The organism is Pseudoalteromonas piscicida (assembly GCF_002744175.1).
GTDB classification, from domain to species: domain Bacteria; phylum Pseudomonadota; class Gammaproteobacteria; order Enterobacterales; family Alteromonadaceae; genus Pseudoalteromonas; species Pseudoalteromonas piscicida_B.
Window position 1 is genome coordinate 43,433 of the sequence record NZ_NKHF01000025.1, and the last position, 21,090, is coordinate 64,522.

21 protein-coding genes and 1 pseudogene are annotated in these 21,090 nt (G+C 42.2%); 11 read left to right on the forward strand and 11 right to left on the reverse strand.

Going from position 1 to position 21,090, the window contains the following annotated elements; translation table 11 throughout:
* Positions 1–11: 11 nt before the first annotated feature.
* Both CEX98_RS05585 and CEX98_RS05590 read right to left on the reverse strand, forming a co-directional pair.
* Positions 12–1,658: a S8 family serine peptidase gene (locus CEX98_RS05585; protein WP_099641127.1), complete on the reverse strand. Its 1,647-nt coding sequence runs from the start codon at positions 1,656–1,658 to the stop codon at positions 12–14.
* A 208-nt stretch (positions 1,659–1,866) separates the two neighbouring features.
* Positions 1,867–2,721 carry a substrate-binding domain-containing protein gene (locus CEX98_RS05590; protein ID WP_242441637.1) on the reverse strand — a complete coding sequence of 285 codons (855 nt, stop codon included), beginning with the start codon at positions 2,719–2,721 and terminating at the stop codon, positions 1,867–1,869.
* A gap of 352 nt (positions 2,722–3,073) precedes the next feature.
* On the opposite strand from CEX98_RS05590, the gene CEX98_RS05595 reads away from it, so the two are divergent.
* Positions 3,074–3,472: a cytochrome b562 gene (locus tag CEX98_RS05595; RefSeq protein WP_099641128.1), complete on the forward strand. Its 399-nt coding sequence runs from the start codon at positions 3,074–3,076 to the stop codon at positions 3,470–3,472.
* A 307-nt stretch (positions 3,473–3,779) separates the two neighbouring features.
* On the opposite strand, the gene CEX98_RS05600 is transcribed toward CEX98_RS05595, so the two are convergent.
* From CEX98_RS05600 to CEX98_RS05615, 4 genes are all read right to left on the reverse strand, one after another.
* Positions 3,780–4,787 carry an alpha/beta hydrolase gene (locus tag CEX98_RS05600; protein WP_099641129.1) on the reverse strand — a complete coding sequence of 336 codons (1,008 nt, stop codon included), beginning with the start codon at positions 4,785–4,787 and terminating at the stop codon, positions 3,780–3,782.
* Positions 4,788–4,945: 158 nt separating this feature from the next.
* Positions 4,946–5,293: a hypothetical protein gene (locus tag CEX98_RS05605; RefSeq protein ID WP_099641130.1), complete on the reverse strand. Its 348-nt coding sequence runs from the start codon at positions 5,291–5,293 to the stop codon at positions 4,946–4,948.
* 612 nt (positions 5,294–5,905) lie between these two features.
* Positions 5,906–6,043, reverse strand: coding sequence for a type B 50S ribosomal protein L36 (gene ykgO / locus CEX98_RS05610; protein ID WP_099641131.1), 138 nt, complete (start codon positions 6,041–6,043; stop codon positions 5,906–5,908).
* A gap of 5 nt (positions 6,044–6,048) precedes the next feature.
* A complete protein-coding gene (locus CEX98_RS05615; RefSeq protein ID WP_099641132.1) occupies positions 6,049–6,306 on the reverse strand; it encodes a type B 50S ribosomal protein L31 in 258 nt (85 codons plus the stop codon).
* Between the two features lie 313 nt (positions 6,307–6,619).
* Between CEX98_RS05615 and CEX98_RS05620 the strand changes: the two genes are divergently transcribed.
* Complete coding sequence (locus CEX98_RS05620; protein WP_099641133.1) at positions 6,620–6,874, forward strand: hypothetical protein; 255 nt, start codon at positions 6,620–6,622, stop codon at positions 6,872–6,874.
* A gap of 65 nt (positions 6,875–6,939) precedes the next feature.
* Here the strand turns inward: CEX98_RS05620 and CEX98_RS05625 are convergent, their stop codons facing one another.
* On the reverse strand, positions 6,940–7,593 hold the full coding sequence (locus CEX98_RS05625) for a DUF6058 family natural product biosynthesis protein (RefSeq protein ID WP_099641134.1): 654 nt from the start codon (positions 7,591–7,593) through the stop codon (positions 6,940–6,942).
* Between the two features lie 173 nt (positions 7,594–7,766).
* Here CEX98_RS05625 and CEX98_RS05630 point away from each other — a divergent pair, with 173 nt between their 5' ends.
* The 6 genes from CEX98_RS05630 to CEX98_RS05655 all read left to right on the forward strand — a co-directional run bounded on the left by CEX98_RS05630 (position 7,767) and on the right by CEX98_RS05655 (position 14,860).
* On the forward strand, positions 7,767–8,681 hold the full coding sequence (locus tag CEX98_RS05630) for a 4-hydroxy-tetrahydrodipicolinate synthase (RefSeq protein ID WP_099641135.1): 915 nt from the start codon (positions 7,767–7,769) through the stop codon (positions 8,679–8,681).
* A 55-nt stretch (positions 8,682–8,736) separates the two neighbouring features.
* Complete coding sequence (locus tag CEX98_RS05635) at positions 8,737–10,020, forward strand: DEAD/DEAH box helicase (protein WP_099641136.1); 1,284 nt, start codon at positions 8,737–8,739, stop codon at positions 10,018–10,020.
* Positions 10,021–10,194: 174 nt separating this feature from the next.
* A complete protein-coding gene (locus CEX98_RS05640; RefSeq protein ID WP_242441638.1) occupies positions 10,195–11,226 on the forward strand; it encodes a helix-turn-helix domain-containing protein in 1,032 nt (343 codons plus the stop codon).
* Between the two features lie 131 nt (positions 11,227–11,357).
* On the forward strand, positions 11,358–13,148 hold the full coding sequence (locus CEX98_RS05645) for a hypothetical protein (RefSeq protein ID WP_242441639.1): 1,791 nt from the start codon (positions 11,358–11,360) through the stop codon (positions 13,146–13,148).
* Positions 13,149–13,174: 26 nt separating this feature from the next.
* Entirely contained in the window at positions 13,175–13,531 is a 357-nt protein-coding gene (locus tag CEX98_RS05650; protein WP_099641138.1) for a hypothetical protein, read from the forward strand.
* Positions 13,532–13,663: 132 nt separating this feature from the next.
* Positions 13,664–14,860, forward strand: coding sequence for an alpha/beta hydrolase-fold protein (locus tag CEX98_RS05655; RefSeq protein WP_099641139.1), 1,197 nt, complete (start codon positions 13,664–13,666; stop codon positions 14,858–14,860).
* Positions 14,861–14,928: 68 nt separating this feature from the next.
* Here the strand turns inward: CEX98_RS05655 and CEX98_RS05660 are convergent, their stop codons facing one another.
* Together CEX98_RS05660 and zapE are read right to left on the reverse strand one after the other, a co-directional pair.
* Complete coding sequence (locus tag CEX98_RS05660) at positions 14,929–15,360, reverse strand: nuclear transport factor 2 family protein (protein WP_099641140.1); 432 nt, start codon at positions 15,358–15,360, stop codon at positions 14,929–14,931.
* 328 nt (positions 15,361–15,688) lie between these two features.
* Entirely contained in the window at positions 15,689–16,768 is a 1,080-nt protein-coding gene (gene zapE / locus CEX98_RS05665; RefSeq protein ID WP_099641141.1) for a cell division protein ZapE, read from the reverse strand.
* A 53-nt stretch (positions 16,769–16,821) separates the two neighbouring features.
* Here zapE and CEX98_RS05670 point away from each other — a divergent pair, with 53 nt between their 5' ends.
* From CEX98_RS05670 to CEX98_RS05680, 3 genes and pseudogenes are all read left to right on the forward strand, one after another.
* Positions 16,822–17,421, forward strand: a complete 600-nt coding sequence (locus CEX98_RS05670; protein ID WP_099641142.1) for a Crp/Fnr family transcriptional regulator — start codon at positions 16,822–16,824, stop codon at positions 17,419–17,421.
* A gap of 61 nt (positions 17,422–17,482) precedes the next feature.
* Positions 17,483–18,118: a nitroreductase family protein gene (locus CEX98_RS05675; protein WP_099641198.1), complete on the forward strand. Its 636-nt coding sequence runs from the start codon at positions 17,483–17,485 to the stop codon at positions 18,116–18,118.
* A 59-nt stretch (positions 18,119–18,177) separates the two neighbouring features.
* Positions 18,178–18,581 (forward strand): annotated as a pseudogene (locus CEX98_RS05680) (DMT family transporter).
* On the opposite strand, the gene CEX98_RS05685 reads toward CEX98_RS05680, so the two are convergent.
* Together CEX98_RS05685 and CEX98_RS05690 are read right to left on the reverse strand one after the other, a co-directional pair.
* Positions 18,561–19,178, reverse strand: coding sequence for a glutathione S-transferase family protein (locus CEX98_RS05685; RefSeq protein ID WP_099641143.1), 618 nt, complete (start codon positions 19,176–19,178; stop codon positions 18,561–18,563). The pseudogene CEX98_RS05680 and the gene CEX98_RS05685 overlap by 21 nt on opposite strands.
* 225 nt (positions 19,179–19,403) lie before the next feature.
* Complete coding sequence (locus CEX98_RS05690; RefSeq protein ID WP_172439725.1) at positions 19,404–21,008, reverse strand: AbgT family transporter; 1,605 nt, start codon at positions 21,006–21,008, stop codon at positions 19,404–19,406.
* Positions 21,009–21,090 lie beyond the last annotated feature (82 nt).

A 21,090-nucleotide genomic window follows, 5' to 3' on the forward strand; every position in this document is an offset into this window, starting at 1 on the left:
TTAAAAAGGGGCTATTTACACTGAGCGACTTTGGTCCAAACGTTAGAGTAAATTGCTGGGCTCGCACCTTGAGACCAGTATGTTGCGCGATACTCAAACCCGTTAAATGAAACACGGTCACCAGTATTGTAGAACTTAGTCGCACTCCATGGTTGCAGACCATTACAACCCGTTGGGTTGCCATCTATATTTACCGCAACTGTTTTAGAAGCAGTGCGGTTGTTAGATGCTGTCACGGTAAGCGTTACTTGGTAAGTCCCTGCCGACGCGTAAGTGTGTGACGGATTAGTTTGTGTGCTGGTTGCACCATCACCAAATTCCCATCTATAGCTGCCAGAGGTAGACTGGTTGCTGAATGTGGCAGTCATACCCGATACATTCACGCTAAAGTTAGCGTTAACAGCGCCAGAGCTATCGCAACCATTATTATTTAGGTAATCAAGCGCTGCTTTTGCCTGTACGATACCGTAACCATAAGAAGTATCGCGACCCGATTGGCCTTTATCTTTTGCAGTAGTATTCAGTACTTGGCGGATTTGCTGAGCAGTACATTGCGGGAAGTGGCTCCATACCAACGCTGCAACACCTGAAACATGAGGTGTCGCCATTGAAGTACCGCTGATACTTCTATAAGCGCCATTGTTCCAAGTAGAATTAACACCGACACCTGGGCCTGCAATCTCTACTTGGCTGTTATACTGAGAGAAAGATGCTTTGGACTCAGAGCTATCCACGGCCGCAACCGACACTACAGCATTATAAGAAGCAGGATAGCTTAATGAGCTGTTACCAGCGTTACCAGCAGCTGCAATATGTAGCATACCGCGCTGATAGCTTTGTTCAAATGCGTTGCGCTCAGCAGCTGAGCTGGCGCCACCACCTAAGCTCATGCTAGTAACGTTCGCGCCTGCTTGTTCACATTGCTCAATTGCTTTAATCAAGTCTGAACCATAAGCCCAGCTGCCTTGGTCGTTAAATACTTTTACAATGTGTAGCCCTAGTTGACCTGATGGATTTACACCTACAACGCCGGTATTATTGCCACCAAGTGCTGCAATTGTTCCTGCTACGTGCGTGCCATGACCATTACCGTCGTTACTCCATACACCAGTATCATAGTTCCCATAACCGTCGTTACCCGTTATTCCTGTGCTAGGCAAGTCCTGATGACCTAGCGTATAACCGGTATCCATAATACAAACTTTACGGTTTCCGCTGTAGCTATCAGAAACCTGATTTGCCTGCACCATGTTAATACCGTAAGGCGTAGTTTCAGCAAGTAAGTCGATAGCTGAAGGCGCTACTTTTGGTAGGTAACGTTTAGGATCAATTTCTACTTGAGCAATATTGCTATCATTTTGTAGCTGTTGCATCTGTTCCGACGATACTTCTGCCACATATGCATTAATGCTAGGTAAGGTTTTTACTGCCGCATTGCCAAGCGTTGAATAAGCTGCCTGAGACAGTGCTTGAGATTTAACCTGTGTTATTTCAGCTTCACTTAGGCGCAGCGGAAGGGTGTTTGCAGCAGAGCCATCTTTAAGTGTAACAATAACACGTTGCGTATCTGCATGTGCAGCTGAAAGGCTGGCACAAACGCACGCACTGAGTGCTGAAAGTTTAAGAAGTTTTACTACATTTTTTTTACTGTTTTTCATATATCACCTGTTTTACATGTTGTTTACGTTTGTAACTAAAACAGGTGTTGACATCGCTGTCAATGTGTAATTATTAACCGCTTTAAAATTGCATTGTATTTCATTATGCATTCTACAAGATAAATCAATTATTCATATTTAATTAATTAACTGTATTTTTTATGGTCATTTTGGTTTTGAGGGAGGTAGTTAATTCTTCAATTGTAAATCACTCTGGCGTGTTAATGTAACGTGAAAATTCCAGCTGTCCAAGAAAGTTTCCATGTATGGCTTCGAAAAGCGTCAAGTTGGACTCGTCCAACTGCTCGAAAATAGACAAAGTTACATTCCCGATGGCTGTGTAATCATGGTGGTATTGAGCCAAACGAACCAGTGTGTAGGCGCCTAGTAACACATGACCACCAATTGACACATTGAGCTTGGTGGCGATATGTTGATCCCAATTAACTCCACCAATGACGATCTTACGCTGTAATTCTTTAGCCGCACGAAGCGCGCCATAGGCAATAGGATCATTTGCTGCCCAGATAGTCGTAATGGCCGGATCTCGTTGCAGCCAAGCTTTCGCTAATCGATAAGCTTCTTGTTGTGACCATTGGCAATTTTCTTCAGCGATGAGCTCAAGCGCTTTATCAGTCTCTAGATAAGCCCGCATGCCTTTTTGCCTATCTAATGCTGCTGTGGTGGCAACATCACCGAGCAAAGCCAGAACATGTTTATTAGGTGCGGACGAATTGGATGCTTTTCGTGCCAATTGATGCATTAACTTAAAACCAGCTTGAAAGTTATCTGGTTCAATCGTGCCAATAACTTGATGTCCAGCATTGTGCAAGGCAATTTCTTCGGCTTTACTTGGCCCATTTAGCAAGAAAATGATCTTTACCGGTGTTGCGGAGAGTGTAAGCAGGTGAGGCACCACGCTAGACTTTTCATTAACAAGAATGAGGTAATCAGTTGAGTCATTATTCAATGCCTCTGCTACTAACGTTTTCATTAAGATATGGTTTCGCGCGGCATAATCTATCTGTAAATCAATGTTCATGTCACGGGCAGCGGCACGCATAATGCTACTTACGTTATATCAAAAGTCTCCAGTGGCATTTTTAGTGGCATACCCTGGGTTGATAAATTGAACATTAAACTGCGACGCTGCAATTGACGTGCAGCTATAGACCAAAAAAACGAGTAAAAATAAAAGTCTTATTATCATAACTACGCAGTTCTACTGACACCTTGAAACTCTAATGTGAACGAAATTAAGCATACTAATTATAGCGTAGATGGGCGGTTTCATGATATTCAAAAATATCTTCAAAACTAAAAGCTGACAGTATATTTGGCACTTTTTTTCGCTTAGGATTCAGCTCTATGTGTAATTGCTTTACAATAGTCGCTCAGGTTAAAAGGGGACTTAGATGAGAAAAATAGTACTTATTTTCATGCTGCTGGTATCAGCTTCGGTTACCGCTCATGAGTCCAGTGAGCTCAATAAGACGATGAAAGAGATGGGGCACACGTATAAATTGGCGGTAAAAGCCAAAACTGGACAAGAAATGCAAGACCATTTACAAGACTTAGCCAAGCTTGTTGATAAGAGTAAAACATTTGCGTTTAAAAAAGAGGTAGCAGCTGAGTCCCTCGTAGGATTAAATAAAGTACTAGATACAGTGGCAAGCGCCGAGCGCAGTATTGCCGAAGGCGATGTGGAGTTAGCACGTCAAGCATTGTTAGAAATTGATGAGTTAAGAAAGCAGTATCACGAATTGCACGAACCACCAAGTATCTGGGAACTGCTATTTGGCGGTGGGAAGTAAACGTTAAACGCACTGGCAAAGAGAGGGCGCCCAGCATCACATCAGCCAGTTTTAACGCTATTTGAATAATTCTTAACTTTATTTGTCAGGTTTGATTGTTAGCGCTTAATCAAACCTGACAGTCACATAAACGCCAAACTCGGCCGTTTAACAGCAACTTCATATCTTAAAATCCAGTTGCGATAACGGGTGCTCATCCCACTCGTATTTGAACAAAAGCGTGTTAGGGTATTTATTCGGTAACTCCGCCTTAAGCGGTGAGTAATTGTTGGCTAAAATGTGTAGCGAAGCAGAACCGAGCCAACTGTTACGAGCCTGTCTTCAAGGCCTCGTTATAAATAATTACGCTCGGTTGCTTAGAAACAATACCCACGGTTTCAATAATCTTGCTTATAACCACCTCAGGAGCATCGCCAGGAATGTTATGAGTGGCGCCTTTTACAACAATATGCTCTGAATTATGAGAAAGCTGAGCGATACTCTTTTGCATTTCAGCCCACTTATCTCCCACGCTGTAGAAACGTGGGACTGCTTTATAGGCTTCTCTATCATGGCTCATTACCACCATTTTTAAGTTGCCGAAATCATAATTGAAGTCTTCTAAGGGGGTGAAGAAGCCTCCTTCGTTTAGGTAAGCTGACATCACACGCGCGTATCGAAAGCTGGAAAAGTAATGCTCTAGTCGTTGATCCAATGAAGAGTCATATTTCTTAAAAAGACTCTTGATATCTGTTATCCCCAGAATCGGATCAGCGTAATGCCAAACTAGCATATGTGTGGCGATAGGGGAAAAGGTTCCGCGTAATATTTCATGTTGATTTTCGTGCGCTGAATCTAACAATATTAGTGCTGCCAAATTATTGCTGGGTCTTGCTGCAGTGTGTCTAGCGATAATTCCGCCGTATGACCGTGCAACTAAAATTACGGGATTATCACCCGCAATATGTTGAATTAGAGTTGCTTGAAGTTGGGCCTTTTGTTCCGTCGTAAAATCCGTTGGAATATCATCGCTGCCGCCATGGCCCAAACGGTCGTAATAACATGACGTGAATGTCTTTGGTAATTGCTCAGAAATTGATGACCAAACCTCTTCCGAGTCATCGCCATAACCTGATTCAAAAAAAACATAAGGTTTTCCGCTTCCTTTACAGACATACCTCACTTGTTTGCCTTCAAATGAGAAATAATCACCAGAAAGATGAATAGGCTGATGAACAAAAAATGCAATAGCACGCAACAATAAATAAATACTAAATACTATTAAAATTGATAATGTTAGCTTGTTCGAGAAAAAACGTTGATAAGCTGAAGACATATTAATCCTTTATTGTATTTACGCGCAGTTTCTAAAAGGATTTATAACGTCTCGCTTAACCGGCGTAAAATAGCAGGCTACAATTAGCGACTAGCGACGAAGGATCGCAAGCCTGCTGTTTTGCGTCCCCTTGGTTAAAGCGTTTGTTAGCATTCAGCTTACTCCGAGTTGACACTCGGTAAGCCTAGCTTTTTAACTAACGTTGTAAACTGCTCGTTTGTATATGGTCCAAATACAAATTCGTCGTGCTCTGCAAACTCGTGGTCTTTGGTTTTATCGATGTAATAAAAAGAACAAGCTTTATATGGGCAAGCATAAACTGATATGTATTTTTTATTAGTATTAATATCTATAGGCTCATCAATACGTCCAATATATGAACCTTCACCAATGCTATAACCTAACGTTTTAGCACCATCAATGTAATAGACTGCATACGGCGGCTCTTCCCAAACTGGGGAGCAACCAATCAAAGTTAGAGACACCAACATTAGAATTATTCTCACAAACTTCCCAGAATGCTAACTTTTGTATTTATGCGACACGCAGTTTGTGTTGCATAATCGCTTGTTATGTATTTATTACACCTAAATTTCCCTTAATAAGCAATGATATTTTTTACGTGTAAAGAGGCCGCTAGCCTGAGCAATTAAGCAGGTTAATTAATTGATTTTAAGCAGCTATCTAGCTGCTAACTCGTTCGTTATACTTTGGTCATTATTGCATCTAAGTTGAATACGCCAATTAGCCGCTTTGTAGAATGAAGGTAACATTGATGACCACCTCTTGTTAGCTCGAAGCCGCTTGTCGGGTGAAGTCTCCCCCTGTTCTTTTAAACTGTAGCTCGACTATGTACTACACGTTTTTAATATAGAAGGAGTGTTCTAGCCCGATCTCACAGTTCTGTGCTGACCAATAATGCCTTGGGAGGGAACTGTTAGGGCTTCGATCGTATCTTAACGCTAAATGGGCGCGAAAATACCAATACTGAGCGGCTTTAATGGTACTTTGACTATCTATTTAAAACAGCGACTGTCAGCTTATTAGCCGGAATTTGGGTTAATAGGCTGACATTCACCTGTGTACTTTCACCTGTATATTTTGGCATTTATCCGTTGCTAACGCTTTTTCTTTTTACCTTGAACCGCTTTAAATCTTGGGTTTGATTTGCAAATAACGTAAACACGGCCTCGTCTTTTCACTATCTGACAGCCAGGTCTATTCTTGGCACTTTTCAGCGAACTTAATACTTTCATAAGAACTATCCTTTTTTCGTCGCTAGATTCTTAAAGCGACGATTAAATTGTGCCACCCGTCCATCACTGGCGACTAACTTCTGTTTACCGGTATAGAACGGATGAGAGGCGCTGGATACATCAATGGGGAAGTAAGGGTAACTTTTACCATCTAGCTCTACTGTTCTGTCCGACTTAATCGTAGAACCGACAATAAAATATTTATCGACAGAGGTATCGTGAAAAGCCACGAGTTGATAATCGGGATGAATGTTTGGTTTCATTACAACGACTCCTAGTTAACTGTGTTGTTATATTATATCAATATAGAATAAATAAAAACTATTCTCAACAACTATTTTTCAGTCGCTGAATTTTAGGTCGGTAAGTACACTTTGTTTTTGTAATGGGAACGTATCTGAATGCATCTTGAGCAGTTAAGAAAAAGGGACTTACTTTCCTTAAAATTGCCTGATATAACTAGAACTAGATAGTTTCACAAAGCGTCGTTTTAGTGGTGTCGTGTTGAATTTTTACTGCTTTAGACGACAGAACTATAAAATAATTAAAACTACATAAAGATATAGAGCATTTATTATGGATAAACATGCTGAGTTAGATAACTCGATTTTGGCTAAACTGCAAAGCAACGATGACTCTGCACTACAACAAGAGTTAGACACGCTGTCTTGCACACATAGTGATATAGTGACGTTACTGGCGCAGTACCAAACATTGAGCGAGCAAGATGACGAGCTATTTGATGCGTGGTACGACAGTTTATGCAACGACCAGCTCAAAGTATTAAAAGCGTTTGAGATTATTCGTTCTCACTTAGAGCAGCAAATCTAGGTGTTCGCGTACATCACCAATAAAACGGTATTGGTAGGAGTCTGGTGAGCTACCAGACACCAACGCTACTTTATCGATAGGTCATATTTACTGATTAATTGATCAATATACCTAGATCGAAGTGATTCGGTTTGTTCTGCTTGCGTATTGGCTGCAAGCGCTTTATTTAGTAGCTTCATTGCATTGTGTACTAAGGTGCGTTGTTCCGGTGCAATACTACTGGCTGTTCTTGCTTCGGTAATATCGTCAATAATCGCACGGCCCAAGTCAATATACAGTGCTTCTTCGACCAAGCCATTTTGACTAATAACACCATACTTACCACATAAAAACTGCTGCCATACTTGTTGTACATGTTCGGTAAGGTCGTCACCAAAGCTTGGATCTTCGGTATAAAAGCCTTTTTCAATACACTTTGCCAATGCTTCACAGTAGCGTTGCTGAAACAATTCAAATGCAGTACTTGATTGGTCAACTTTGTGCTTCAATAATAGCTGTCCCCAGTTCAATAAACCACGAGCATAAAAATCGGTGTATTCTTCACACTCGTAAAGGCCAAAGTAAGAGCTACACTTAATTTGGTTCTGAATGCTGTAACTGGGATTGGGAAATAGACTCATTTGTTGCCAATCAGACAGTTGTTCTTCAGATATCTTTAAGCTGCTGCTCAGCTCAGCCGTGGTATAAAAGTGCGTATTTAAAAAATGTGTCAGTCCCATAAAATAAACTGGATAAATATACAGTAATTAAGATTCTGCTGGATCTTTACGCAAATAACAAGCGCTGAGTGTAAAATTCATAGGTTTTAATTGATTTACTCGGTTTTATGGGTCGGATCTCAGTCATATTTATGGTAAAAATGGCTGTCAACTGGAAGAGTAATAGAAAGACCATGCATCAAATTCAATCAATAAAAAAAGCGAGTTTAATTACCGCAATCAAAACACCTTACACTATGGCTGGTGAAATTGACTTAGATACTTACGACAAGCTTGTTGAAGCGCAAATCGCAGCGGGCGTTGATGGTATTGTTGTTGCTGGGACAACTGGCGAAGGGCAATTGATGAATTGGGAAGAACACCTAATGCTGATTGCCCACTCGGCAAATAAGTTTGGTGATAAGCTGCTAATCGTCGGAAATACTGGCAGCAATAATACCCGCGAAGCAAAAAAAGCAACGGAATATGGCTTTGCGTCAGGGATGCACTGTGCGCTGCAGATCAATCCATACTATGGTAAAACTTCGATTGCGGGAGTAAAAGCGCACTTAAACGAAGTATTGGAGATCGGCCCGGCTTTCATCTACAACGTACCGGGCAGAACTGGACAAGATCTAACACCAGATATTATTGAGCCACTAGCAGGTCATAAACATTTCGTTGGTATGAAAGAATGCGCAGGCGATGAAAGAATCGCGCACTACGAAGCCAAAGGAATTGCTTGTTGGTCAGGAAATGACGATGAAGCGCATGATAGCCGTCATAAAAGCCAGTCTCATGGGGTTATCTCTGTGGCATCAAACATCATTCCGGGTTTATTTAGACAATTAATGGATACACCGAGCCCAGAGCTAAACCAGTCACTACAACCATTAATGAACTGGCTGTTCTGCGAGCCAAATCCAATTGCAATAAATTCTGCATTGATCATGACAGGTGCGGTGAAGCCGGTGTTTAGATTACCGTATGTACCGCTCTCTGTTACGCAACAAAAACAGGGGATTGAGCTACTTTCGCAACTAAAAGAAAGTGACTTTTTAGGTGCTACACCAAAATTAATTGACGAAACCCTGCTTAAGTTTTGTTAAAAGTCCGTTTGTCATTTATAATCTGCGACCGTTTTTGATTCGGTCGTAGGTTATTATGGCAACGTTTTCTTCATTTAGTTTCGCACAGCCTCTTTTAGATGCACTGCAAGACATCAATTTTCATACATTAACGCCAATTCAACAGGCTGCAATTCCTGCTGTTCGTCAAGGCAATGATGTGCTCGCAACAGCGCAAACTGGAACAGGGAAAACCGCAGCATTTGCATTACCTATTATCCAAAAATTGCTAGAAGCAGAGCCACAGTCAACACCTCGAGCACTTATTTTGGCACCAACTCGTGAGCTGGCTGAGCAAATTGCCAACAATTGCGCTACGTTTGCAAAATACACAGATCTAAAAGTGCAAGCACTGTTTGGTGGAGTCAATGTGAATGGCCAAGCCGAGCGATTAAAGCAGGGCGTTGATATTTTGGTCGCCACGCCTGGGCGTTTGTTGGATCACATTCGTCTTGGTAATGTTGCCTTGAACACGGTTAAGCATCTAGTGTTGGATGAAGCCGACCGTATGCTTGATATGGGCTTTATCACAGACATGCAAAAAGTCATCGAGTCGGTAGATGAAAATAAGCAATTATTGCTTTTTTCTGCGACTTTTCCATCAGCGATGAAGCAATTTGCCAAACAAGTTTTAAATCAACCAAAGCTTATTCAAGCAGCCCCTGAGAACAGCACCGCAGATACGGTTCGTCATGTTGTATATCCTGTTAAAGAAGAGCGTAAGCGCGAGTTATTGTCGGAGCTTATCGGTAAGAAAAATTGGCAGCAGGTATTAGTATTTGTCAACATGAAAGAAACCGCTGATAAACTAGTCGCAGAGCTGCAGCTAGATGGCATTGAGGCCAATGTTTGTCACGGTGATAAAAAGCAGGGGGCTCGCCGCCGTGCATTACGCGAATTTACCGACGGCAAAGTGCGTGTAATGGTTGCCACAGAAGTTGCTGCTCGAGGGCTTGATATTGTGGGTTTACCGCGCGTGGTAAATTATGATGTGCCTTATCTTGCAGAAGATTATGTGCACCGCATTGGTAGAACAGGACGTGCGGGTCAGTTTGGCTACGCTATCACGTTTGTAAGCCGTGAAGAAGAATCTGATTTGATCCACATCGAGCAGTTAATTGAACAGCAGATCCCACGTTACTATCTACCAGGATATGAAGTGGCTAATCGAGAAAAGCTAGTTGAAACAATCCAGAAAAAGCCAGCTCACCAACGCCGTAAAGCTCGAGTGAATAAGCCATCAAACCAGGCAAGTGCGGAAGCTAGATTAAAAAACCGTTCTCGCATTGCGAACGTGCGTAAGCAGCAAAAGCAAAAGTAACTTAGCGAGAGCTGGTCACCACATAAGGAAATAATTTATAATTTTAAAAACAATAAATTAGCTCATTCCTTACTAAAACCTCAGGTTAAGTAAATTAACGCCAGCGAATATGCTGCGTTGTCGTTTATATGCAAAGTGACGTACAATGCACAAAAATAATTAAAAAATTACCACGTGCTGCTGTCATTTCAAATCGTTCCTGTAAATGTTGTTCAACTGTTATCTATTGGCGTGTACCTGCTGGCCATTACCATTTTTATTAGGCAAATTCATACGCAACCACTGGCGCTTTACTTAGTATTTCAAAGCTTATTAATGGCGACGAATTTTGCCGAAGAAGCATTGGGGCTAAAAGCGTATTATCTCTTTACGCCTATATTTACGCTCACCACCGGGCCGTTAATCTACTTTCTTTTTGCCAGTATGTTGCACACTCACAAGGTTCCTTTGAGTAAAAAGTTACTGCATTTTTTACCGGTATTAGTGGTATTGCCTTTTACTATTTATACTCAACAAGTAATTGTTATAGGAACGATTAGTCAACTGCTATATTTCACGTTGTCGGTGCGATTAGTTTTGATGTATCAGGGGGCTTGTGCAAAGGTCAGATCTGATGTTAACGAGCTTGATTTGTCTTGGATAAAAAGCACCTTGCTCCTATTTATGGCGTTTGCGCTGGTGGATTTAGTCAGGCTCAATATGCAAGTATACAATGAGCCTGGTACAAAAGCGCTTTGGTATTTTATCAACTTGTGCTGGCTACTTTTGCTTAACCTCTATCTTATTGTAAAAGTTATCACCCAGCCTAAACTTACAGATACCCTAGCTGAGGCCGAGTCAATCCAAATAGGGAGTGAGCCTAGCGAAAACCCGACCGAGATATTTAACAGTATCCATCAAACTATCACAGAGCAGTATTTGCATCGCCAACCTCGGCTTACTATCTTTGATGTTGCAGCGGTTATAGGCTTGGGCGTTAAGGATATCTCTTGGGCGATCAACACCTGTAGAGGCCAAAACTTCAACGAGTACATTAATGGCCTACGAGTTAATGAGGTTAAACAACAATTACAGGAAGAAGGACGCTCAGCTGTAAACATCTTAGCGCTTGCGATGAACGCGGGCTTTAACTCAAAATCTTCCTTTAACAGTGTTTTCAAAAGGCAAACAGGTTACACCCCTAGCCAGTTTTTAAAATTAAAATAAGCAATTTATTCAATAGGTTAATTGGTGGTAAGCCAAATTATATGTAACGGCTAGAGTGCAGTATCCTGATTTTGTACGCCAAACTAACCAAGCTTAAGTAATCTGGCGTTGAATAGATAACAAGGAAAAATATGATGTACTTACGTTTTCTTAAACCGCTATCCGCTTGCTTAGTATTAAGTAGTTTGTTGCTTACACAGCCTGCTATGTCTCAGGCTGCTCGGGTGTTATCACCAACAAATGACGCCATCGGCTATCGCCCCCAGCAAGATGAGGTTCCTGATCCGGTCGTGTATCTTAAAACTCGCATACAAGCGTTGGCTTTTGTGCGCGACGAACGCTGGCAGCAGGCTCTGCCTTTATTACAAAGTTTGACGAAGTCATATCAAGACGATGGTGATACTTGGTATCTGCTGGGACTAACGCAAGTACAATTAGGCCATCATGAAGCGGCGACTATCGCTTTGAAAAAAGCACTTAGGCTCGGGGTAAACCTGACCAATATCCCAAATGGTTCACGGCCTTCAAACGATATCATGATAACAGTAGCGGCGAGTTACGCTAAGCTCAATAAGCCAGATGAAGCCAATGAGTGGCTCAGTAAGTCACTGTCAGCTCGGTATGATGAGCGCGCCAGCTTAGCAAGCAAAACGGCATTCGAGGTTATCAAAAGCAATAAACCATTTCAGATAGTGGCGGGACAATACAAAGACACGACACTAACGCGAGTGCAACAATGGCGCGTAGACTTGGCGTTCTTACTCGCGGAAATTAAGCGCTTGCATGTGAATGAACAGGCTAGCACCAACCCAAAATTGCAGGCATTGGCGAAAGACTTATACACAGAGATACCGACTCTTGACGATCAACAAATTGTTTTTAGGATGATGGAGCTAATTGGTACTTTGGGTAATGGTCATAATTTTATCGTCCCGACCTTTGGAGAAAAAGGTAACTTTACTCGTTTACCTGTGCAGTTTTACGCATTTACAGATGGGCTCTATATCGTTGATGCCGAGCCTGAGTTTACCGCTTTGATAGGTTATAAAGTAATTGCTTTTGAACACGTTTCAAGTGATGAGGCGCTAGCTAAAGTGGCTAAAATCAATGCCAGAGATAATGAAATGCAACAGCTTTGGTTGGCGCCCTATTATTTAGCCATGCCTGAGGTGTTAACAGGGTTGGGCATTGCGGAAAGTACAAATGAGATCACTATCACGGTTGCAAATACCAAGGACGAGAAAAAGCAGGTACAACTTAAAGGTCAAGCGTTTGCATTCAGAGGTTTTCCAACGCTTCCTAACAATCATAAAAATGCCCCCGAGTACTTGAGACATAAAGATAAGCATTATTGGCAACAATTGGATAAATCCAACGGTGTATTATACGTACAGTTTAATGCAGTGGCGCAAATGAAAACACAGTCGCTCGCTCAATTTAGTAAAGCGTTAATCGACACGGTAAAACAAGATGAAGTAAAACATTTTGTGTTGGACTTAAGGCATAACAGTGGTGGGAATGGCTCTATATTGCCTCCTTTGTTAAAAGCGTTAATTTACTTTGAAGCTGCAAAACCAGATGGCAATTTATTTGTGATAATGGGCCGTAATACGTTTTCAGCCGCACAAAACTTATTGACCAATATTAATAGTTTTACTGACGCTATTTTGGTTGGTGAGCCAAGCGGCTCAAGGCCCAATCATATTGGCGAAGCGGGTCGGTTTAGACTGCCACATAGTGGCGTATTTGGATTGGTTTCTTCTCAGTTTCATCAAACTTCCCGCGCTGAAGACCATCGCATATGGGTGTCACCGCATATGCCTGTATTACCAGACTCGGTAAGTTACTTTGCAGGTATAGACCCTGCAATACAGGCCATTTATAGTCTACTAGATGATAAAAAAGTTGCTTTGGCGAAATAAGCAAACTGGTATAAAAGGAGTAAACCGTGATTACCATCGCTGCGTTATGTATATTTTTGATTGGCTTAGTCCATTCTTTCCTCGGTGAAAAGTACATCTTGATCCGGCTTTTTAAGAGGGATAATTTGCCGCATCTGTTTGGGAGTGACTGGTTTACTAAACGCACTTTGCGGTTTGCTTGGCACCTCACTACGATTGCATGGTGGGGAATTGCTGTGATGTTATTGTTACTCTCGTGGCAGGTGGAAGGCGCTCAGTTACTATTGGTAATGGCCGCTACGTTTGCTCTGAGTGGCTTGGTTGCACTTATTGCTTCACGCGCCAAACACTTTTCTTGGGTCGTTTTCTTTACGATTGCCGCCTTACTATATTTATCAGCTTAAGCGTGGACTAAAGTGTTCAAAGGGGAGTCGTAAATACATATATAACAAGGGCGAGGTTGAGCTCAGCGGCTATCAATCCCCTTTTCTATATGCTAGATTTGTCAATGAAATCATACAAATGGAATAATAAAAATGAAAATTGCTAAAACGACCCAATGGTTTAGCGTGGTGTTTTTTGCTGCTTTATTATCGTGCTCTGTAATGGCAGAGGACGTTCAAAATGCAGATAAAGGATATGAGCAGCACACAAAAACTTTGACATCAACAGTACTTGGTGAAGCGCGCACTTTTACGATCCAGCTTCCGAAAAGCTATCACACCAACCCCAACAAAAAATACCCTGTGATTTATCGCTTGGATGGTAAAGGGAACCTTCCGCTTATGAGCACGGTGCTTGAGCGTTTACATACAGCAAACGTTTCTGCGGCACCAGAGGTCATTATTGTGGCAATTGAAAATACTGAGCGGTTACGAGATCTCTATCCAACAAAGAACAAAGAGCCTGCTGGGCCGATGAATATAGGCGGTGGCGCTGCAACGTTTTTAAAGTTTATTGAGACTGAGCTTATTCCTTTTGTTAACAAAGGGTATCGTACTCACGACTTTAAAGTGATTGCTGGTGCATCTGCCGCAGGTACGTTTGCCCTTTATGCATTACAAGCTAAACCCGAGCTATTTCAAGCGCATATCGCTTATAGTCCAGCGGTATGGTGGAACTTTGGCGCGACAGCAAAAAGTACCAAAGCATTTATATCAAAAACCAAACAATTAGATAATTTCCTATTTATTGCCATCGGTAATGAAGGCGGCGTGATGCGTGAAAGGTACGATGACATGGCACAGTTTTTAGCTGATAACCAACCAAATGGACTGCGCTTCTTCAGTGATGTTTACGACAATGTACCTCATGGGCTTGTGTCTGCTGCCGGTATTTTTAGCGCGTATCAAAAGCTGTTTATGCCAACTCAAATGCCTGCCCGTGCTTATACCGGAGAATTAAGCTCTATAACCAAGTATTACCAACAACTGTCTGCTCAATATGGTGAAGTTATTGAGCCGCAAGAAGCAGTGGTTCGAGGGCTTGGCTATTACCAAGTGAATGCGGGCAATGTGAAAGAAGCCATTAAGCTGTTTAAGTATGGCGTTTCCCTTTATCCCAATACAGCTGATGCCTACAACGGTTTAGCATATGGCTATGAAACCGACAAACAATACCAAGCATCGTTAGAGCAAGTAAACAAGGCATTAGCATTATCATCGAAGGGTGATGGTGGCTACGATGTTTTTGTTGCTCGTAAAGAGAGACTAACAAAGTTACTTGGTGAGTAATAATCCAAATGCGTAAATAGACCACTTAGGTAATCAAGGTGGTCTATTTATTGAGTATTTAATGCCACTTAAAAATAGTGACGAATTCGCTTTATTTTTTCACCGCTAAACTCAAACAGTGTCATAAGCTTTTGCTTATTTTCTTTTTCATCCGTGTTACCTTGCTGATCAACGCAAGGATGTAAATACTCAACAGACACTGCATTAAGACCTTCAATGATATTTGTGACTTGAATATCGCACTTTCCGTATTGGCCGAGATAGCTGAGCAAACCTTTTTTGTATTCTTCTTTTGACAACACGGCATTGAAGCTAGGATGCTCAAATGTGGCGTCGGGCGTTAAAAGCGTTAGTAGATGAACGACATCAGACTCTTTTGAATATTGGTGTTCAACGGCTTTTTGGGCGTCGAAGTAAGCCTTGACCTTGTCGCTTAGTGCTTCTGCGGAGCAAATACTTGAAACCAGCATGAGTGGCAGTAGTGCGTATCTAGCTTTCATTATGATTTTCCTTAATTTATTGTTTTTTGATTTGGACCTTTTAGTTGTGAATTTACATCAAAGCTTGTTTTCCAGCCACTACAGAGCAACGTAAAAACGCCATTTATAGATTTTCGAGTTACTCATGTTCGTCTTACTAAGCCGACAAGCTCTCGCCGTTTGTTAGCTTTGTCCATCGTCATTTTTGCAGTGTTTCGCAGTAAGCGGTTATTGTTCGCTTTCTTCCAACCGCGCCGCTAGGTGACTTTTTAAGTTCAATATAGAACAGGTAGGTAATGAAGAATGTAAATTTTAAAATTACTGAAAGCGAGAAAGCGTGCCAACAAGCTTAAGCTTTAAGAGGCCAACTTTGCATTTCAGTTACTCGGCTAATGCAGCGAGCGAAAGCAAATGCCAATTGCTCGCCTTGGTAGATTTGCTCAATGGGAGCATCTGCCAGAAATACAACCAGTACTTTGGCTTCGTAACATTCATCGATAAGCGCAATAAGGCGTCTGGCCTCATCATCACCAATTCTAGTTTGTGTTGCATCACTTGGGCGAATGTAGCCTTCCTCTGTTCCTTGGGCTACATCTTTATGCTCAGGAGTAACTCCCAGTAGCGGTAACTCTGAGATGAAAATACAGTTAAATTGCTTTGCAAGCTCAATATAGTCATTGGTAGCACGAGGGCTCGAACAGATCTCCATAAAATCAAAACAAGCGAGGTTGTCACCGCCACCAAGCATATTCACTTGACGATTGTTAAGGGTTAATACCGTCGGTTTAAATTCGCCATCCGCTTTGGTAAATGCCTCCCAAAACGCAGATTTATCTTTAACGAAGTAGTGGTGAGCTGTTGTGCCTTTGCTAAAGCGGTGATCTGTTTCACCACATACAGATATAACTTCACAATGGCGCATAAGCAAGTGGATGGTTGGTTCAAAGCGGTCTCTATGTAATCCGTCTTTGTATAACTCGGTTGGATGGCAATTTGAGGTTGCAACTAAGGTTACACCAGCTTCAAATAGCGCCTCAAACAATCTCGCCATAATGATGGCATCGCCGATATCGGTGACAAAAAATTCATCAAAACACAGCAGAGAAGTTTGCTTCGCCCAGTTTTGCGCAATGTGATTTAGTGGATCTCTTATTCCTTGAATTTGGTTCAATTCTTTATGCACCTGTTGCATAAAATGATGAAAATGAAGGCGTGTTTTATTTTCAACTTGAGTAAAACCATAGAACCAATCCATTAGCATTGTCTTGCCACGCCCAACTGGGCCATAAAAATAGATGCCTTTATTTGAGTGACCAATAGCGAGTGAATGAGAAAGGGCATCTAACGCTGAAATTGCAGCTTGCTGCGCTGAGTCAGGAGTAAGGTTTCCACATTCAATTTGTGTTTGGTAATGGCTAGAGATTGACATAGACACTGCAAATAGGAATAGTTATTCCCAATAATATCATAAAGCTAGAACTCATGAATGCATTAACAACATTAAAGCAAGCTGTCGCCAGCTACTATGCGCTGTCACAAGAGACTTGGTCTGCCATCGAGGCGATCACCACGATAAAATCACTTGCCAAGGACGAGTGGTTGTATCAAGAGGGTGAATACCTAACAACTTTCGCATTTTTACATCAAGGGTTGGTGCGGCTAGTCAACACTAATGCAGCAGGGCAAGAGTACAACAAACGTTTCTTTGTTGCGGGTGAATTCCCTGGAGTGATGCATGCTTTGCACCGTGCTGAACCCGCTAATCAGGGGATCCAAGCCTTAGAACCGAGTGAGGTCGTGCTAATTAATTTTAAGCAATTTAGAGCACTGCTAATGGACAATCCTGAATTAATGCGATTTCAAATTCTTTACCTTGAAAAGAACTGGTTGCTAGAAAAAGATAAGCGAGAGCTTTATATGGTGCAGTTAGATGCAACTGAACGCTATCTGGCTTTTTTAAAAGAGCAGCCTGAGCTTGCTGAGCGGGTGCCACAGTATCATTTGGCCTCGCATCTTGGGATCACTCCAACACAATTAAGTCGAATAAGAAAGTCGTTAAAAAGTTCGGGTTCGTTTACATAGGTAAATGAGCCGAACCTTTCCCCTTGATAAAGTTGCTTTAACACAAAATGGAGAGCAACTTATGCACACAACACAACTAGAATCATTATTAAATTGGCGTTACGCCGTACGTAAATTTTCTGAGCAAAGCATTGCTCAGGACAAAGTAGATAAGCTAATTGAACTGACGGGATTGAGTGCTTCGGCGTTTGGCTTGCAGCCTTATAAGGTAATCCAGATATCTGACCAAGCCACAAAACAAGCTTTGTTAGCGCATTCGTATGGACAACAGAAGGTACTGGATAACAGCCACTTGTTGGTCTTTGCCGCGGATATGTCACCGTTAACCAGCCAAATAGAGCGCTATATACAAGACTTTAAGGCGAACCGAGACCTTGATGAGCTTGTCTATTCTCAAATGGAGCATGGTATGAAAGACGCGCTAAAGGCATTGGACGGCGAGTCTCAATATAATTGGTGCTCCGAGCAAGCCCATCTAGCACTGGGAACATTGTTGCTTGCAGCGGCAAGTATGGAGATTGATGCCTGCCCAATGACAGGTATTGATAAAGCGGCTTATGACGAAGTGCTGGCGCTGTCGCCTTTGAACTTAAAGACGGTGTTAATTGTGCCAATTGGTATTCGCGACAGTAGTGATGTTAATGCTGGTACAAGTAAAGTCAGAAAATCTAAAGATTTGCTCCATATCGAGGTATAACGATGATCTTTGCCTTATTAGCCGTTTTTGCTGGTGGTGCAATTGCAGTACAGGCAAGTATGAATGCTCAGCTTGGCGGATTATTAAAAAGTCCGATATTGGCAGCTGGAGTGGCTTTTACTGTTAGTGCTTGTTATGCCTTTATCGCTTTTAGAGTATCCGATAACGCGCTGCCAGCGGCTTCAGAGTTAAAAGCGTGCCTTGGTATCTATGGTGTTTAGGTGGAGTGCTAAGTGCGACGGGGGTGGGGCTATGCTATTTTTTGATCCCCAAAATGGGCATTGGCAACCTGATGGCATATTACTTATGTGGTCAAATGGTGGTTGCCATGATTATAGGTCAGCTTGGTCTTTTTGGTGTGCCACAAACGCCCATTAACCTACAAAAAGTAGTGGGAGTGGTTGCCGTGCTGACCGGTATTGTACTTATCAATGTTAACCGTCTAAAACTCCATCATCTCTAGCGCTTTATTAATAGCAGGCGTTGCCGATATTTGACGATAGTAGCGGCGCAAGTTCTTAAGAGAAGGCGTTTTTTCTAAAAACGTCTTCGCGCTTTCACAAAGCATAAATAAATAGCTATCACACAATGTAAACTGGTTGGCAAGGAGGTAGTGATTGTCACCTAGGAGGTGATTGATCACGCCAAACCCGTGTTCTAATCGTCCTTGTTGTGAGCGGATCAAATCGTCATACATCAAGGCACTTTGTGTGTGTCTTTCAGGGTAAATGTACATCAATAAGTCACTGTGGATAGAGGCATTCATAAAATACATCCATTGAATACACTGTGATTTGAGTTTCAGCTCTGTGGGAAGCAATTGTTTGTCTGTATGCTTTTCAGCAAGATACTGCGAAATGGCAGCACTCTCAAACAAGGTAAAGCCATCATCAACGAGTGCAGGGACTTGTCCGGCAGGACTTAATTTTAGATATTGCGCACTGTGATTGGCGTTCTTTTTGATATCGACAAGCTCAAGTTGGTATGGCTCACCTATCAACTCCAATAAAATATGTGGGGCAAGGCTCGCGCTGTGTGGATAGTAAAAGAGTGTATACATAATTCACCTAATGTTAGGTCACAGCAACCGCTAAGAAAACAGGATGAAAAGTGCAGCGATACCGTGAGTTAATGTAATACCAATTTGATTCATTCAATGAAATTGGTATAGAAAATCGGCTCCTTCTTGTCTGTCTCCTATTCAACCTTAGGTGAGGGTTGAGGTTTTCTCAAATAAAAATGCCAGCAATTGCTGGCATCTAGAAAATTATTCTGTAGTGACTAACTACGGATTGTAGTAGATTGGCGAGTTAGGACCTACCGGTAGGCCAAAGCCAAATACCCAGATATAGAACAGGGCTACCCAACCAATAAAGAAGAACATGCTATAAGGCAACATGGTTGCCACTAGTGTGCCTATCCCCATATCTTTCTTATATTTGGTGGCCACTGCCAAGATTAAACCAAAATAACTCATCATTGGAGTGATCAAGTTAGTCACAGAGTCACCAATACGGTATGCAGCCTGGATAGTTTCTGGTGCATAGCCAATAAGCATCAGCATCGGTACAAAGATTGGTGCAGTCACTGCCCATTGCGCTGAAGAAGAGCCTAAGCTTAAGTTAACTAATGCGCACATCAGAATAAATAGCACAAATACCTCAGGACCCGTTAAATTTAGCGCTTGCAACAGCGCCGCGCCATTTATGGCTAAAATCGTACCTAAGTTTGTCCACTTAAAGAAGGCAACAAATTGTGCAGCGAAGAATACCAACACAATATACATGCCCATTGAGCTCATGCTTTTACTCATGGCGTCAATAATGTCGCGGTCATTTTTCATGGTGCCAACGACGCGACCATACACAAAACCTGGGATGGCGAAGGTAACAAAGATAAATACTACGATACCTTTCAAAAACGGTGAGCCAGCCACTTCACCCGTTTCAGGATGACGCAAAATACCATCTTCTGGCACGATAGTTAAAGCAAGAAGAATACTAACAACAAGTAGTGACACACCCGCCCAACGTAGGCCTGACTTTTCTTTTGCGGTCAGCTTTTCTATGTTGTTTTCATTAAGATCAATACTGGCTTCTTTCGGGTCATACTTTCCAAGGCGTGGCTCAACGATTTTTTCAGTGACCAAGGTGCCAACAATGGCAATTAGGAATACCGATATCATCATGAAGTACCAGTTTGCCTCCGGTCCAACTTGGTAGTTTGGGTCGATCATCTGTGCCGCTGGAGTAGTAATACCGGCGAGCAGTGGGTCTATCGTGCCAAGTAAAAGGTTGGCGCTATAGCCACCTGAAACCCCTGCAAAAGCTGCAGCTAGGCCTGCAAGAGGGTGTCTGCCTAGGCTATGGAAAATCATTGCCGCCAGTGGAATAAGCACAACATAACCCAACTCAGACGCGGTATTGGACAAAATCGCGGCAAAAACAACCATAAAGGTAACAAGGCGTTTAGAGGCGCCCATTACCATGCCACGCATAGCAGCAGATAACATGCCTGAGTGTTCAGCAACACTAACACCTAATAGTGCAACCAATACCGTGCCAAGTGGCGCAAAGCCTGTAAAGTTAGTCACCAAGCCCGTTACAATACGTTGCAGGCCTTCGGCGCTCATGAGGCTGACAACTTCAATTACACCGTCTGGATCACGACCTGCAGAGCCTTCAGGACGAGGGTCGATTGCAGATAGGCCCATCCAATCGGCAATACCACTAAATACCACAATGGCAATACAAAATAATGCAAACAACGTAATAGGATGAGGAAGCATATTCCCCAAGAACTCAACAGTGGCTAAGAAACGATTAAATAATCCGCCTTTTTGCCCCTGTTGGTTCTGACTATCAGCTTGCGTCTCTACAGCATTTGACATAGCTAAATTCTCAGTTCCAAAAAATGTGGCAACCTTAGCATTTCTTTTACATGAAATCATGCGAAAGCGGCTATTTGTCCTG